This is a genomic window from Candidatus Eisenbacteria bacterium (genome assembly GCA_018831195.1).
Classification (GTDB): domain Bacteria; phylum Eisenbacteria; class RBG-16-71-46; order CAIMUX01; family JAHJDP01; genus JAHJDP01.
Window position 1 is genome coordinate 72,875 of record JAHJDP010000085.1, and the last position, 14,535, is coordinate 87,409.

Annotated in this window: 15 protein-coding genes; all 15 read right to left on the minus strand. The window is 54.3% G+C overall.

What is annotated here, in order from left to right; genetic code table 11:
- Position 1: 1 nt before the first annotated feature.
- The gene (fliE, locus tag KJ970_14790) at positions 2-304 is read right to left on the minus strand and encodes a flagellar hook-basal body complex protein FliE (protein ID MBU2692186.1); all 303 of its coding nucleotides are present in this window, start codon (positions 302-304) and stop codon (positions 2-4) included.
- Between the two features lie 58 nt (positions 305-362).
- Complete coding sequence (gene flgC / locus KJ970_14795) at positions 363-878, minus strand: flagellar basal body rod protein FlgC (GenBank protein ID MBU2692187.1); 516 nt, start codon at positions 876-878, stop codon at positions 363-365.
- A gap of 77 nt (positions 879-955) precedes the next feature.
- Positions 956-1,354, minus strand: a complete 399-nt coding sequence (gene flgB, locus KJ970_14800; protein ID MBU2692188.1) for a flagellar basal body rod protein FlgB — start codon at positions 1,352-1,354, stop codon at positions 956-958.
- Between the two features lie 189 nt (positions 1,355-1,543).
- Positions 1,544-2,974 (minus strand): sigma-54 dependent transcriptional regulator, encoded by a 1,431-nt coding sequence (locus KJ970_14805; protein MBU2692189.1) that lies wholly within the window; start codon positions 2,972-2,974, stop codon positions 1,544-1,546.
- Positions 2,971-4,086 carry a hypothetical protein gene (locus KJ970_14810; protein ID MBU2692190.1) on the minus strand — a complete coding sequence of 372 codons (1,116 nt, stop codon included), beginning with the start codon at positions 4,084-4,086 and terminating at the stop codon, positions 2,971-2,973. The genes KJ970_14805 and KJ970_14810 overlap by 4 nt, the downstream gene beginning before the upstream one ends.
- Before the next feature lie 36 nt (positions 4,087-4,122).
- On the minus strand, positions 4,123-5,796 hold the full coding sequence (locus KJ970_14815) for a tetratricopeptide repeat protein (protein MBU2692191.1): 1,674 nt from the start codon (positions 5,794-5,796) through the stop codon (positions 4,123-4,125).
- 70 nt (positions 5,797-5,866) lie between these two features.
- On the minus strand, positions 5,867-6,208 hold the full coding sequence (locus KJ970_14820; protein ID MBU2692192.1) for a hypothetical protein: 342 nt from the start codon (positions 6,206-6,208) through the stop codon (positions 5,867-5,869).
- A gap of 257 nt (positions 6,209-6,465) precedes the next feature.
- On the minus strand, positions 6,466-8,142 hold the full coding sequence (locus KJ970_14825; GenBank protein MBU2692193.1) for a hypothetical protein: 1,677 nt from the start codon (positions 8,140-8,142) through the stop codon (positions 6,466-6,468).
- Positions 8,143-9,570 (minus strand): sigma-54 dependent transcriptional regulator, encoded by a 1,428-nt coding sequence (locus tag KJ970_14830; GenBank protein MBU2692194.1) that lies wholly within the window; start codon positions 9,568-9,570, stop codon positions 8,143-8,145.
- The gene (locus tag KJ970_14835) at positions 9,545-11,128 is read right to left on the minus strand and encodes a PAS domain-containing protein (protein MBU2692195.1); all 1,584 of its coding nucleotides are present in this window, start codon (positions 11,126-11,128) and stop codon (positions 9,545-9,547) included. The genes KJ970_14830 and KJ970_14835 overlap by 26 nt, the downstream gene beginning before the upstream one ends.
- 133 nt (positions 11,129-11,261) lie before the next feature.
- Complete coding sequence (locus tag KJ970_14840) at positions 11,262-11,711, minus strand: PilZ domain-containing protein (protein ID MBU2692196.1); 450 nt, start codon at positions 11,709-11,711, stop codon at positions 11,262-11,264.
- A 34-nt stretch (positions 11,712-11,745) separates the two neighbouring features.
- The gene (locus KJ970_14845) at positions 11,746-12,021 is read right to left on the minus strand and encodes a hypothetical protein (protein MBU2692197.1); all 276 of its coding nucleotides are present in this window, start codon (positions 12,019-12,021) and stop codon (positions 11,746-11,748) included.
- 431 nt (positions 12,022-12,452) lie between these two features.
- Positions 12,453-13,811, minus strand: a complete 1,359-nt coding sequence (gene fliD, locus KJ970_14850) for a flagellar filament capping protein FliD (GenBank protein ID MBU2692198.1) — start codon at positions 13,809-13,811, stop codon at positions 12,453-12,455.
- A complete protein-coding gene (locus KJ970_14855) occupies positions 13,799-14,197 on the minus strand; it encodes a flagellar protein FliS (GenBank protein ID MBU2692199.1) in 399 nt (132 codons plus the stop codon). The genes fliD and KJ970_14855 overlap by 13 nt, the downstream gene beginning before the upstream one ends.
- A 52-nt stretch (positions 14,198-14,249) precedes the next feature.
- A partial coding sequence (locus tag KJ970_14860) for a flagellin protein (GenBank protein ID MBU2692200.1) occupies positions 14,250-14,535 on the minus strand: 286 nt, incomplete at its 5' end.

Consider the following 14,535-nt stretch of genomic DNA (forward strand, 5'->3'; position numbering starts at 1 on the left):
ACTAAACCTGCATCCTCGAGATTTCCTGATACGCGGAGATCACCCGATCGCGCATTTGAACCAATAGCTTCAAAGAGACCGCAGCCTCCTGCTGCGCAATGATGACCTCGTGCAGATCACGGACCTCTCCGCGGGCAAATGCACCGGTCATATCTTCCGATCGAATTTGGTTCTCATTCACACCGCTGATAAACTCTTTGAATGTCTCTTCAAATGAAACCTGGTTCTTTGCGGCAACGGATCCCTCATTATTTTTGATTGGCACATTCAGCCGAATCGGTCCTATTTCACTGATCCCTGCCATTATCCCCGCCTTTCCTCACTATTCTTGCCAGCACCAATCTCATCCTTCCAGCAGACAGCTACGCTGTTCGGCCCATTTGCAGGGCTGATTCATAGATCTGCCGCATCGCCGCCAATGACGCCAAATTCGCCTCATAGGCGCGTGTCGCCAAAACGAGGTTCACCATTTCAACCGCCGTATCGACATTTGGGTATTTAACAATGCCATTCTCATCGGCATCGGGATGAGAAGGATCAAAGACTTCGACAAAAGGAGTGGGGTCATCGGTGATTGAATCCACCAGAACCGATGCCAGCTTCTCCGACCGTCCGGAAGCCGGCGCCGCCATCGGCTGAAGATGCCCTGCTCTTGTTTGTCGCAGACCCTTCAGGGCTTGAGGCGCGATGACATCACCCACAGCTTGATTAATCTCATCGACGCGGAAGACGACGTCTTTCCGCCGGTAGGGCTCACCTGTTGCCGTCATGGTTGTTTGAGCATTCGCCAAGTTCTCGGCGATCGTGTCCATCTGGCGCCGGTAGGCGGAAAGGGCGCCGGCGCTGATATCCATAGATGACAACGAGCCGACCCTCATCACTCTCTCCCTTCTCTATACCCTTGGCCCATGCCGGATTCTCTAAAGATGGAATGCATCATCTCCCCCGTGAATGGCTAGCGGATCGGTCCGATGGCATCGATCAGCGATCTGTAATGCCCCGCCACGAACTGACTCAGGGCCTGGTAATGAAGGGTGGATTTTTGGAGCTCGATGATTTGCCGCTCTAATTCCAAGGGTTCCGAATCGGCGACGACCCGGGGACCGGGAATTTTCGACGCCCTGGAGCCCCCTGTTTCACCGGCAATGTGCCCCTTCTTCGATGAGTTCAAGGGCAGGCTGGGAGTGGTCTGCATCCCGGAAAGGAGTTCTTCAAATTTCACGGCCTGTGGCTTATATCCCGGTGTCTGGATATTGGCCAAATTTGAGGCCGCCACCTTCTGTCGCAAGGCCGCGGCATCCAACGCCTTTCTCAAGATTGGAATCGATCCCTGATTCGCTGTAATGCCGTCCATTATCCCTTCATCCTCCCTCGGCCATCCAATAGCTCACACATAGGGTTTGCAAGGGGGGTGCCAATGACGGTATCTAAAATTAAGGTTTTATCCTATTGATTGACAACAAGTTGAGGGAATTCATCATAGGGGCTCGTCAGAAGGGGGGGGAAAGATCATCCTCCATGAGGAAAGATCTTCCGGGTGTGATTAGAATTGTTGCAGTCGCGGAGATTTATCCTGCTCCGGATCGACCTCCGGAAACGGCTCCGCTTCCCCCAAATTTGCGGCTCTTGGGGGCTGGTACTCAGCCAGTTTGTTGCGGACCGTTCGGACGCTGATCCCCAATCGGCGGGCGGCGCGGGTTCGGTTCCCCTTCTCTTCATGTAGGATTCGGAGGATCGTCTGCCGTTCCATCTCCCGGAGATTATCCTCTTGCCGGACGGGCATGGGGGTGGGCTGGGCCACATCCCGCCAAAGCAAATGCTCCAAACGCAACTCCCCACCCATACAAAGGATGATTCCGCGGGATATGACATTTTCAAGCTCGCGCACATTACCCGGCCAGTCATGGGCCATGAATCTTTCCAACACCGCCGGAGAAACCGAGGTAGGCTCCCGCCCATTCTCTTTAGAGACTTTCTCGACAAAGTGCCGGATGAGATCTGGAATATCCTCTTTGCGATCCCGCAGAGGGGGGACCTCAATGGGAACGACATTTAATCGGTAATAGAGATCCTTGCGGAACTCGCCTCTTTCAATCATGGCTTCCAAATCGGTATTTGTTGTGGCGATGACCCTGACATCGACCCGAACCGGCTGGGAACCTCCGACCCGGTAAAATTCCTTCTCTTGAATCGCTCGTAAAAGTTTCGGTTGAAGAGACAGATCCATCTCGCTGATTTCATCAAGAAGAAGGGTTCCCCCATCGCTGATCTCGAACTTCCCCTTGCCGCGCGAGACGGCCCCGGTGAAGGCTCCTTTCTCAAAACCGAATAACTCCGATTCCAGAAGACCTGGTGGAACGGCGGCGCAATTGATTTTTATGAAAGCAGCCTCTCTACGAGGACTCAAATGATGAAGGTCGCTCGCAACGAGTTCCTTCCCCGTACCACTCTCACCGGTGATGAGGATATTTGATCGGGTCGGCGCAACGGTGCTGATGAGATCACGGAGAATCTCCATGACCCGGCTTCGTCCAATCATGGCCCGGTTCTCACGCCACTGCACCAGCTGATTCCGAAGACTTGTGTTCTCCTGATTCAACCGGGAAACACGCAGCGCCTGATGAACCGCCCGCTCCATATCCTGCGCTCGAAAAGGTTTGGTGACAAAGTCCAAAGCGCCCCGTTTCATCGCCTCGACCGCGGTTCCAACGGAGCCATGCCCGGTCATCATCACCACGCCCATCTCACCCTGATTCACCAATTCTTCCAGCAATTCCAATCCGTCGCTGGCTCCAAGCCTGAGATCAAGCAGAACCAATTCCGGTGAATGGCGTTCTACAATGGATCGGGCCAATTCGGCCGATGCCGCCGTCTTTACATCATGTCCTAATCCCCGCAGAAGCTCGGAGAGAAGATCCCGGATGAGAGGATCATCGTCCACCACAAGGACAACGGCGGGCGCCGATGCTTTCATACAACCTCCCCGGAGTGAGCCGGCAGCTCTAAAACAAAGACGGCGCCCCGATGGGGCGATGCCACGACATCAAGAGTGCCATTCATCGCCTCGGCGAGCCGGCGGGCCGTCGGCAAACCCAATCCGGTTCCTCCGGGTTTTCCAGTTTGGAAGGGTTGGAATATCCGGGAAGCCGTTGCCGGATCAAGTCCCGGCCCGGTATCCCGCACCAAAAAACGGACGCGGTCACTGGAAAGACGGGTGGCCTGCAATGTCAGCTCCCCCTGTTCTCCCATCGCCTCAATGGCATTTCGGATGCAGTTTCCAAGAATTTGAGTCATGAGGTCGCTATCGCCCCAAACCTGAGGGAGGCCCTCTTCGATACGCAGCTCCTTTTTTATGCCGGATAAGGAGGGACCGTCAAAGGAACGTAGAATTTCAGACAGGTATGGAGCCGCAGAAAAGGCACGCATCACAGGTTGTACAGGGCGCGCCAATACTAATATGTCGTCCACCATCCGCTGAATAATCTTTGTCGCATGAAAAATCCTCTCCAGATGTCCTTCTATCCCATGAGATTCGCGCTGTTCAAGCAGCGAAACGGTTCCCTGAATGGCGGCCAAGGGATTGCGCAATTCATGCAGAACGGTCGCGAGAAGCCGCCCGATCTCCGCGAGCGGGCGCAGTAGACTCACCTCATTCTCCAGCTCCACCAGACGGTCCTGGGTTACGAGGGCGCCGGCGGCGCCGCCGCAGTCTCCTCGATCATCCAGAGGAATCATCAAGCACTGAAAAAAACGCCCTCTCAACTCGATCTGGGAGCGGCCTTTCGGAACGGTAAAGATCGTTCCATCGCCCAAAATCGACTCTATCGGCCGTGCCGCCGCTTCGGACGCCGTCAAATGAAACAACGTCTCGGCACCTGCGGAGAGATAGCGGATTCTTCCGCCGGCATCGAGAATAAAGACAGCAGAAGTTATACATTCAAGGAGCTTCCCAAGAACGGCTGCGGCCCGGCGGCTCTCATCCCATTGCTGGGTGACATGCCGCAATAGCGATTCCGACACTTGACCGCCGTTTGGCGGCAATTCGTCCGCCACCCGCTGCGGGCGAGCCCATTTATCGTGCTGCATCTCTATTTTTGATTCAGGCGCCATAATTTATGAGACCTACTGCGTTACCGCATCCGCCGTCAATGCCATACTCAGCAGCTCCACATGGCGCCGGGCATATTGGGTCCAGTGTGACTGGGGAGATTCCTTTAACAATTGAAGGAACGACTCCCTTGCTCCTTCCAAATTGCCGGCTTCCTCCCGGCAAACCCCTGTCCTATAGATCGCCCATACGCGCTGATCGGGATCGGTCACTTTATCTATCGCCTCTGTATAAAGAGGCAGAGCCCCGATATAATCGCCGCGTATGCAGAAGAGATCGGCTCTGCGCAAGCGCGCTTCCCCCATCAGCTCCCCGGAATCATCCTCTACTATGTCATTCAAAATCTTTTCAGCTTCATCGAACCGTCCCAAACCCTCAAGGGCCTCAGATCTCAGGAGCTGTTCTTCCTGCGCCTGCCGCGGATCCATAACATCGGCCGGAAGACGCTCCAACCAGGCCAGCGATTCATCCCATCGGCCCCGGCTCAAACTCATCCTTGTATAATCGAGAACAGAATCAATCCAAGGCTCATCGGGCTTATGAGCTTTTTCCCAGGTTTCCAGAATTCTTCTTGCGACACTGCCGTTCTGCAGGGTCAATGCGATTTGCATCAGATGAAAATATGTTTCAACGGCAATGAGATGAGCCTCGGTGGCATCCTCTTCCTCAAACATCGCAACGGCGGCTGGGCGGCTTGTTAAAGGAACAGCAAGATGCCAAAGCAGGCGAAGGGCATTCGTCCCTTGTGTCCCCTTATAAAGCCGCAAACCCCGTGATATCATATCCATGGCCTGATCCGGCCGGTTCTGCAACAGCGCCTCCTGGCTTTTCTCAAGAAGATATCCTGTGGCATGGCGGGTGACCTCGCCACCGGTCATCACATAACGTTTCGCTTCGCTTGCCGCCAGCGCCGCGCTATCGGGTTCCGATGGGCGGACCGGTTCGACATTTTTGGGAAGGCTTTGCCGGACCATGTGCGGCAGAGCATCAGGGGGGGCGACCGGTATTTTGGTGATTTCAGGCTGCCCCACCGGCCGGGCGATCACCGGATTCTTGGATGCCGCCTGTGATTCGGTGGATGATTCGGCCGCTGATATTATAGGAGTTTGCTTGGCTGAAGCCGGGGTCTTTGATGTGTCCGGATCCTGTTTGACGGCTTGTTCCTGGGATTCCGCTGAAATCATGGGAGAGCCCTCGTCGCCATCCTTGCCGAATCGACGGCCGCCCCAGGGATCACCGGGCTTTGGCTCCAGTCTTAACAATAATTCCAACCCATCGGAATCAACCGTGAGTTCGCGGGGTTCACTGAGAACCAGGGTCAAACGGACCACCGGTTCCGGTCCTAATCGAAACTGACCGACACGCAATGTCTTTATTGCGCCGAGATCCACGACACTGGTCCAAAGAGCGATCGTTTTCCCAAGCCCCTGCCGGGCCGGCTTGATATCCACCGCCCACCGCGGAGGATTATCCAAACGGAGAGTCGATGGTGCGCCGGTAAAAGGAACACGCAAATGCGTTCCGGTAGAATCAGCATGGATTTCAATCCATTCCACACGCACCGGCTTCGAATTATTGTCGGCGGCTGGATCGCCTGTTTCAGCAAAAACAGCCGGGGCCAACCATACCGCCGGCAGGATTGTGATCCAAAATATCAGATAACGAATCCCATGAGAAATGTTAAACATCTCTCCGGACTCCTTCCTCCTTCGGTCCACCTTTTTGTCAGATCTGCAAGACGAAGGGTGCGCTCTTCACTCACCTGAGAGACTTGCGGTGTGCCGGCGCTTCGTCCTTATCTCTCGCTTTTTCATCGGCCTTGATCAAGGCTCGAGCAAGGCGGGCAACCGCATCATCCAGCAAGGCTCGAACTGTCTCTACATCCGTGCAGAGGGCCTGGGCCATCTCTTGAAGATTCAGACCTTCATGATGGCGAAGAGCCACCACGAGGCGTTTGCGCTCCGGTAAGGTCGTAAAAGCCTTCTGGAGCACAGCCCGTCTGTCTTTAAGAGGCATGTGCCAAGACACGGCCCTGCGCGGAGTTTGGGAGCCCGGAAGTTTCGCGGGCTTCGTTCGCGCCAGGGTTTCCAAAAGAGCCATTTTTTGTTTCCTCCAGATTCCAGCCAACCATCTTTACCACCCATCGCAAATTGCAACGTTCGTGCCAGTTGCATGGGGTAAAAATATCCCGCACTAGGTCTTCTTTTCCCATGGGGCTTATTGAGATAGAGCCCCATCCCCGTTTGGGGAACCTATCAATGCTCCATATACCTATCGGCAGCGGAAAATATTTCCCCACCTCTGGTTGGAAGCCGACCACCGGCTGGATTTAAAAATGACAAATAGAGGGATTCTTATTATTTTGTAGGGTCTTGATGAGGCTCAGCAGACCCGCCTGAAAGGTCAAAAAGGGCTAATTGGCCACCTTCAAAGAGATGCTGTTCCAGGAGAAGCCCTTTTTCCTCGAGATGATCAAGGATGAGCCGTCCCTCATCCAGATCACCCCAATTATAAAGGTGCGAGAGGAATATCCAGACCCGGCTTTGCCGGGGCATTTCATCGAGATCTTCATAATAGAGCTCGGGATTGGCTCTGGCTTTTATCCCGCGCCAGAGTGGACACGGGGGATCCGGACAATAGAATTCGAAGGGAAGCGCCGAGGCGTAATAGACATAAACCAGATCATCGGCGTGCGCTCGTTGCACCAGAAACGAGACCATCTCCCGGACTTCCTCCCGTCCCCGAGGTCTGATGATTCCATAACAAGCTCGCATGGTCTCCACACCCACCGTGGCGCCTGCCAAGAGAATGAAGAGGGCGGTGAAGGCAAGAGCCTTGCCCTTGCCCTTGCCCTTGCCCCGCTTCACTATCTCCAAAGATCGTAGATAAGCCGCTACTTCGCTGAATCCCAAGGCCAGGAGAAAGATGAGTGAGGGCGATAAGAAAAGGAGCAGGCGGCCGCTGAACGGATAAAGAGCAAATCCCGAGGCCAGCAGGGCCAGAAATAAGGGACCGAGAAGCAGGACGGAAAGAGCCCACGCTCTGGTTCTTATGAGGTTTATCAATGCCGGAATCATCAGGATCAATCCCGCAATGGGGATCAGCAAACCTCCAGGCATTCTAAAAAGCAGATAGGCGCTGCGCGCATACCATAAAAGGTCTTCAGCGGATGACGGCGGGAACGGCGCAAAACCCCCCGACCGCGCCCAGACACCCTGCAGGCTCGAGACACTCGCCCAACCACTAAGATAGACAAAGAGGCCGAGAAGGCTGGATATCCAGAGAAGAACGGCTCCAACAGCCCCCATGATCCGGAGTCGGTCCCCCCGCGTATTTTTTGCCAGGAAGAGGACGGCAAAGCCCATAGGCATGACAAAGATCAGCGGATAGGAAAGCCAGGGCCCTATTATGCCGAGCCCGCCCAACAGCAGTAATTCAATGGGCGCCCTCTTATTTTGTATAAGTCTCAAAACAAGGTAGATCACCAAGAGCGCCGCCGCCGCATCAAGTGCGTAGGGCTTTAGCTGGCAGGAGTAATCGATTAAGGGATCGGATACGGCGAGAAGCAGAAGACCAAAGGCCCAGGTCCCCTTCGGAAGGAGCCGCCGGATTGTTAATAACCCGAGGGGCATGACGGCAACCCCTGAAATAAAGGGGACAGCACGGAGTGCCATCCCCCCCTTCCCCCAGGCGATGACGGCACACCGCTCCAGGTATAGGAAAAGAAGAGGTGCGGCCTGCTCATAATCCAAAGGAGCCCTCAGTCCGCTGAAATCACGATGGATAAGATTGAGGGCCAGCATCGACTCATCGAGCCAGAGCGAGGGATCGGCGATATATTGTAAAATGCGAAGGAGAATTCCGAAAAAAACCAATCCCCAAAGAACCGCATTTCGATCAAACCTCTCCAAATAATCCGGAATCATCCTCGAGGGGTGGCCTGCTGCAGCTGGGATTTTCTGTCCCCGCCCGGATCCGTCCTCGAAGCCGGCGCGGGCTCCTCTTTTGGCGTTTCCTCCGGGGAGTGGAACCATCTAGAAAGTTTCCTCGGGAATATCCTCCAATTCATACTCGCGCAGTTTCGTCCGGAGCGTTTGTCGGGAGATCCCCAGCAGATCCGCCGCCTTTGTTTTATTGCCATTCGCAAATTTTATCGCATGACAGATGGCGATCTTTTCGACCTCCTTCAAATTCGGAACTCTTTCCTTGGAGAAGAGGTTCTCTTCTGGTGTCGCGGTTTTAGGTCCGCGTTCGTTTTCAACGATATTCCTCGGTAATTCATCAATGCCGATCTCCTGGATATCGCACATAAGAACGAGTCGCTCCATTACATTGCGGAGTTCCCTAACATTGCCCGGCCAATTGTAATCCATCAGGCGCCGAAGACTCATATCGGTGAATCCCCGAACATTCTTTCCAAGTTCGCGATTATAGGCTTCTAGAAAAGTCTTTATTAATACGGGAATATCTTCCCGTCTCTCTCGCAAGGGGGGGATATAGATTGGAACCACTGTCAGTCTATAATAAAGATCCTCTCTGAAGTTGCCGTCTTCCACCTCACGGAAAAGATCCTTATTCGTCGCCGCTAGGAACCGCGTCGATACGCGAATATCGGCCGTTCCTCCCAACCTCCGAAATGTCCTCGTTTCCAGGACCCTCAACAACTTCGCCTGAAGTTTGGGACTCATCTCGGCAATCTCGTCAAGGAAAAGTGTTCCGTTATCGGCTAGTTCCAACAATCCCATTTTTGTTTGCTGCGCGTCGGTAAAGGCTCCCTTTTCATGACCAAATAATTCGGATTCCAGTAAATGCTCCGGCAGGGTGCTGCAATTAATATCGATAAATGGACCTTCATTCACCGGTGAGAATTCATGAACCTTTCGGGCGATCAATTCCTTCCCTACCCCGGTTTCACCGCGGATCAGGACCGTGGCCGTGCTCGAACGGGCCACCTTTCTCACATTTTCCAACACATCATGTATTTTGGCGGAGGGCCCGAAGATGGCGCCCATGTCATGCGTCAGACTCTGTTGGCGGCGAAGATATTCCACCTCTTTTCTCAGCGCTGCGGTGGAGAGGGCGTTTTTAATAATGAGACGGAGTTGGTGAATGTCCAGCGGTTTTGCCAAATATTGGAAACATCCTGCTTTTGTCGCCTCAACAGCATCATCGAAACGGCCGAAGGCCGTCATGATGATGATAATAACCTCCGGATGGGCTTCCTTGAACTTCTGAAGCAGCTCCAATCCGTCCTCGCCGGTCGCCCTGAGCTTCTGATCGAGAAGAATGAGATCGATTTCCCTTTCCTCAAGTATCTTAAACGCCTCCACACCTCCAATAGCCGACCAAACAGTCGAATGTTCATCTCTGAGCGCTTCCGTGAGACTGACTCGGATCGACTCCTCATCATCAACAACGAGGAAGTTGTATTGCAGGTTAGTTGGATTCGCGACGTCGCTCACCGTACCTCCTCTCCACTGGCAGATCCACTTCCACTGTTGCTCCCCGTCCGGGAACGGACTGGATGGAAATAGACCCTCCGTGTTCCTGCACAATCGACTGGGTTATACAAAGACCGAGTCCTGTTCCATCAGACCGGGTCGTGAAAAAAGGATCGAATATCTTGCTCAGAACTTCTTCCGGTATGCCCGGCCCTGTATCCACGATCCTAACCTGAAGGAAGGGGCGCAGGGGTGTTTCCCTGGACACACGCACCCGATCCCCGGCGCGGCGGCCCAGCCCCTTGCGAAGATGGGGATGACGCCGAATGAGATGGACCTCAACCTTGAGCTCCCCCCCCTGCGGCATGGCCTGGCGCGCATTGCGGATCAGATTCATGAAGACCTGAGTTATCTGATCGGCATCCATATAGATGGCCGGCAGATCAGGCTGAAACTGCTTCACTATTTCGATGGATCGCCCGACAAGATGATCTTCCTCTAATTCGAGCACCCGATCCAGACATTCCTCAATCCGGCTCAACCGCATCTGTGGAGGACCGGGCTGGGCAAAGTCCAGCATACTGCTGACAAGTCGATTCAGCCGGTCCCCTTCCCTCAAGATGAGATTGATCAATCTTGCCGATTCGTGCTCTTCCCCAAGCCTGTCGCGAAGCACCTGCCCGCAATTGATGATCCCCGTTAAGGGATTACGGATCTCGTGCGCCACTCCAGCAGCCAATTCACCGATCGAAGCAAGACGATCACGCCGCCGCGCATTTTCCTCCAAAGCCCGATCGCCCGAGATATCGCGGAACAAGGCCACGGCGCCCCTCACCCTTCCTTCATCATCCAGTAATTGACTCAGGCGGATGGAAACCGGAATCTCGCGGCCCTCAGAATGGAGAATGTATAAATCGATGCGGGCCACCGGCGCATTGAGAATGCTGCGAAGGGGGCTTTCGGAAAAATCCGCGGGTTTGAGGATATCGTCACAGAGCCGACCTATGATCTGATCCACCGAGAGGCCCAAAATCTCCCCCGCGCGCTCGTCACAGCGGACAATCCTGCCCTGCTCATCCACCGTCATCATTCCCTGTTCCAGTACTCTCGTGATTCCGGCTGAAAAAATGCGTTCGAGGTCCAATAGATCGGCCAGCCGCTCACTCCGAACCATGGCATGGGCTAGAGCCAGAGCCTCCATACCCAATCCAGCCGGCCTCCGAAGATTAGGGACAAAAAGGAAGCAGCTTGAAAGGTGTTCATTTCCGAGGAGCACCATTTGGGTCCCGGCCGGTAACGACCATCCCCTGGCTGATTCCAGATTGGCGGGTTCAAGAAGGGTATGAACGGGCAATGTCCAGGTCTGCCTTTTCCGGAGCCACATGGAGATTGACTCAGCCGGCCACTCGAGAGATCCATACCGCACCGCGCGATAGGAGATTCCCGTCTCGGTTAGAATGATGAGAACGAGGCTTTCGGCGTTCAATGATGCGGCTAGCCGCTGGGCCGGCGATTCCAGGCCCTTCTGCTCACGCAGCGAGGATACCCGGCCGGACCTCTGATGACCGTTTTCTGACATAATGGCGCCCGCCTCATGCTAAAAATAGCCCTTCGGATGGTGACAGCTTAACAGGGACGGCCCAACCGCTTCAAGAAAGCTGGCTGGGATTCAGGGAATTGAGGAGTGTGGTTCTTGTGGGATTTTGAGGATTCTAGACAGCCACCGACCGTCGATGCTGCTGCCGCAGTCTCCGACACTCGAGATTCAGACGGTGGCGGATTCGCACCTCCTGATGATATTCCAAATCGAGGAAGCGGGCACCCCAGGCCCTCTCATTTGTGGGTGAGGGCCGCTGATCGAGGATTTGCATCCGGCAGCGGATGGTAGGAGATTTATCCCCCAGATCGAGGCGCGCCTTTACCAGCAAACCAGGTCCGAGAATATTCAGTGGATCGTTCAGGCGGCAGCCGCCGGCGCTGAGATCCAGAGTCTCTAAATGGGCCCACGGGCCCTCTTCGTCCTCCTCTTGACGATCCGGCCGAACCTTTATGGGGAAGGTCACCGGTAGACGGTATTCCTTCCGCCGCTGAGAGGCCGGATCATCAAAAGACGGCACTTCTTCCTTCTCAGATCCATTGGATGTCATTGGACCTGAACTCAACAGACCTTCTCCCAGTCCCCGTCGGGGTCGAGAATCAACCAGGGATCTCCTCATCTTCTCCAGTACCGAAAAAACCGAGAAGCGCCTTTGTGATTTCCCTTCTGACCTCGTCCTGATCATAGAACCTCCGGGCTATCCGTGCCCTAGCTTCCTGGATGCGATCATGCCGAACCTCTTCCTCTTCCTCAACGAGTCGCAGCAGAGGCCGCCGGTCTAAGGATGTCTTCTCATCCTTTGACTCGCAGGAGGTCCGTTCCAGCGGGGTAAAGGGAAGGAGTTTCCCATCATTGCGCAAATGGCTCGATGTCATGCATCCTTCCTCTTCATTTGTGAAAGCCAGGTATCGGGTCACGGACCGGCCCGCCGATCTAGGCGCACCGGTCAACATGTACACTCGTCGTTTGATAATTTGGTCCAGAGGATATGGCCTTCTGAGTCCCCTGGACATTTTTTAACTCCATAAGCAAACCGGAACGCTTGGACAAAACCTGATCCAATGTACGTTCCAATCGGTTGTTTAATTCTTTTCGTTGCGCCGGGATGAAGGTTTTCGCTGTTGATGACGGGGTGCTTTCAATGGAACGCAGAAGCCGAAGAGCGCGATTCCAAGCCCCTTTTGCCACTGCAGATTCCAAATCCTCAATCCATTTGTCCATTTCTATCCGTTCCCCTCTCCGCGGTTCTGCGCGAAGAGATCTCACCTTCACCACCTTGGATGAATTGCGTTATCGCGCTTCCGTCCTAACTGATGGTTCCCAACTGCTGAAGCTCGGACTGTCGAGCTTGGATTTGAATTGCTATCTTCTGGAGCTCGGTGATCTGTTTCAGGAGGTATTCCTCTCGTTTTTGCAACCGTGCTTCAGATTCCTTCAACCGGGTCTCCAAGGCGGTGATTCGACTCGACAGCCTGTCCTCTTCGCGATTGAGAAGGCCAGCGACCCCCTCATACGGTTTAATCGCTGAGCTCAGGCGTTCCATAAATCCGACCAGAGCGCTCCCTGGCGCGAATGTCAGATCACCCGTTTGAATCGCCGCCGCCAGGGCATTAGGATCATCCCAAACAAGCCGCCCTTCACGGTCGACCTCCAGTCCAATATCCCTCAAATCCAAACCAGAACCGTCATTGGTAGTTAAAGCCCGCCGCAATTGGCTCGTCATACTCGATAAACCGGCCGTACCCCGGAGCAGCCCCCTCTCAACATCCTCCCCACCCGCACGAGTGGCCTCCCTAAGGATATCGACCATGCCGTTATAGACATCAACAAGTTCCTCCATCTTTGCCTTGATCGCTTCCTCATCCGGAGCCAAGTCCAACACAACAGGCGCCTCAGTCGGAGCCCTAAGTGTCATGGTGACGCCGGGGAGGATTTCTTCTAATGCATTGGTGGAGGACGTCAATTGAAGTCCATCGAGTGTGAATTGGGCATCATGAGATTCTTGGATTGTAGCCTGGTGATATTTGCCTGGAGCGGAATTTCCCGCTAATCCCAAGAGAGACATGATCTCTCCCTCAGAATCGGATATGGAGGATAAAATCCCCTCCTCCCCGCCGGCCTTCCCGGACAATAGAAGACGAACTTCCGTTCCGGTGCGGATGACGGTGGCCTGAATGCCGATATTGGCATCCTGAATGGCATTGGCGAATCGAGTGATGGCTTGGCTGTTAGTGAATCCCGCGTCCAAATCGTACCCCACCTCACCGCCTTGACCGCCGCCGCTTTCAATGTTAAACCGGCCTGAAAGTCCTGCTAATTCAGTGCCGTCGGCTGAGAAGGTTTGTGATGCGAGAACGTGCGGGGTTGCCAATTGTTGAATTTCTATTCTATGGCTCCCCATAAGGGCGCGTGAACCAACCGTGACACCCAATGCCGAATCATCCGATAAGGTGACCCCCAGACGAACACCTTCCGTCGAGAGGTCCAGGAGAAGATCATCCATTGCATCCAAACTGTCTTGCAGTTTAGAAAGCAGACCCCTGGCCTTATCGAGTTCATCCTTTTGTGTCTCCCAGCGCTGAAGTGAAGCGCGTTTGTTAGCCACTATGGAGATCTCGGCCAAAGCCGGAGTATCACTTCCCGATATGGAACTTACATCAGACACTCAGCCCCCCCCACTCCTCCGGCCCGCCCTGTTTCCATCAAAGAGCGGGCGGCCTTCCCATCACCACGTTTTTGTTGGGCCTGAGCTGAGACCCAAGCGGACCGCAATGTATTCAGAATTTGTGTAACTTCATCCCATTCACCCTCACGAACCCTTCTCATGAGGTAATCGTAAAGGGATAACATCCCGCGGGCGATTTCGCCTTGCTCCAAATTGAGGGCTCCGATCATCTCTTCCAAAGCCCGCAAAGCCAGGCGCCGGTTCTTCTCCCGGCATGCCCGACGGGCGACATCGTAGACCATGAACAGGAGGCGCATGGGGTCCTCATCAAGAACCTGTTGCTCTCGATAAGCCTGCAAAGGATTATGAGCTGCGCCACCTGTCATTATCTACTCCTGTCGGATCACACTGCGTTACCGGCTTGAACAAACCGCCGCCTTACTGGAACAACGCCAAGACCGCTTGAGAGTTGTAATTGGCCTGAGCCAACATCGATGTCGACGTCTGTTGGAGGATCTGCATCTTCGTCAGATTCAGCTGCTCCATAGCCATATCAGCGTTCATCAGCCGGTCAAAAGCCGCCTCGGTGTTCACCTGCGATACCGCAATGTTCCCTTCTTTAATTGTCATCCGGTTGACCATCGAACCGATACGCGCCAAGGCCGTGGTCACCGTATCCAATGCTGAATCCACCTCATCCAGATAGGTGCCGTAGTTGGTGCTA

What these genes read in the sequence shown, in the direction of transcription:
- KJ970_14820 (MBU2692192.1), bottom strand. Translation starts at nt 6,208, where the DNA reads ATGGCTCTTTTGGAAACCCTGGCGCGAACGAAGCCCGCGAAACTTCCG.
- KJ970_14810 (MBU2692190.1), bottom strand. Translation starts at nt 4,086, where the DNA reads ATGCAGCACGATAAATGGGCTCGCCCGCAGCGGGTGGCGGACGAATTG.
- KJ970_14835 (MBU2692195.1), bottom strand. Translation starts at nt 11,128, where the DNA reads ATGTCAGAAAACGGTCATCAGAGGTCCGGCCGGGTATCCTCGCTGCGT.
- KJ970_14825 (MBU2692193.1), bottom strand. Translation starts at nt 8,142, where the DNA reads ATGGTTCCACTCCCCGGAGGAAACGCCAAAAGAGGAGCCCGCGCCGGC.
- flgB (MBU2692188.1), bottom strand. Translation starts at nt 1,354, where the DNA reads ATGGACGGCATTACAGCGAATCAGGGATCGATTCCAATCTTGAGAAAG.
- KJ970_14805 (MBU2692189.1), bottom strand. Translation starts at nt 2,974, where the DNA reads ATGAAAGCATCGGCGCCCGCCGTTGTCCTTGTGGTGGACGATGATCCT.
- flgC (MBU2692187.1), bottom strand. Translation starts at nt 878, where the DNA reads ATGAGGGTCGGCTCGTTGTCATCTATGGATATCAGCGCCGGCGCCCTT.
- KJ970_14845 (MBU2692197.1), bottom strand. Translation starts at nt 12,021, where the DNA reads ATGACATCGAGCCATTTGCGCAATGATGGGAAACTCCTTCCCTTTACC.
- fliE (MBU2692186.1), bottom strand. Translation starts at nt 304, where the DNA reads ATGGCAGGGATCAGTGAAATAGGACCGATTCGGCTGAATGTGCCAATC.
- KJ970_14855 (MBU2692199.1), bottom strand. Translation starts at nt 14,197, where the DNA reads ATGACAGGTGGCGCAGCTCATAATCCTTTGCAGGCTTATCGAGAGCAA.
- KJ970_14815 (MBU2692191.1), bottom strand. Translation starts at nt 5,796, where the DNA reads ATGTTTAACATTTCTCATGGGATTCGTTATCTGATATTTTGGATCACA.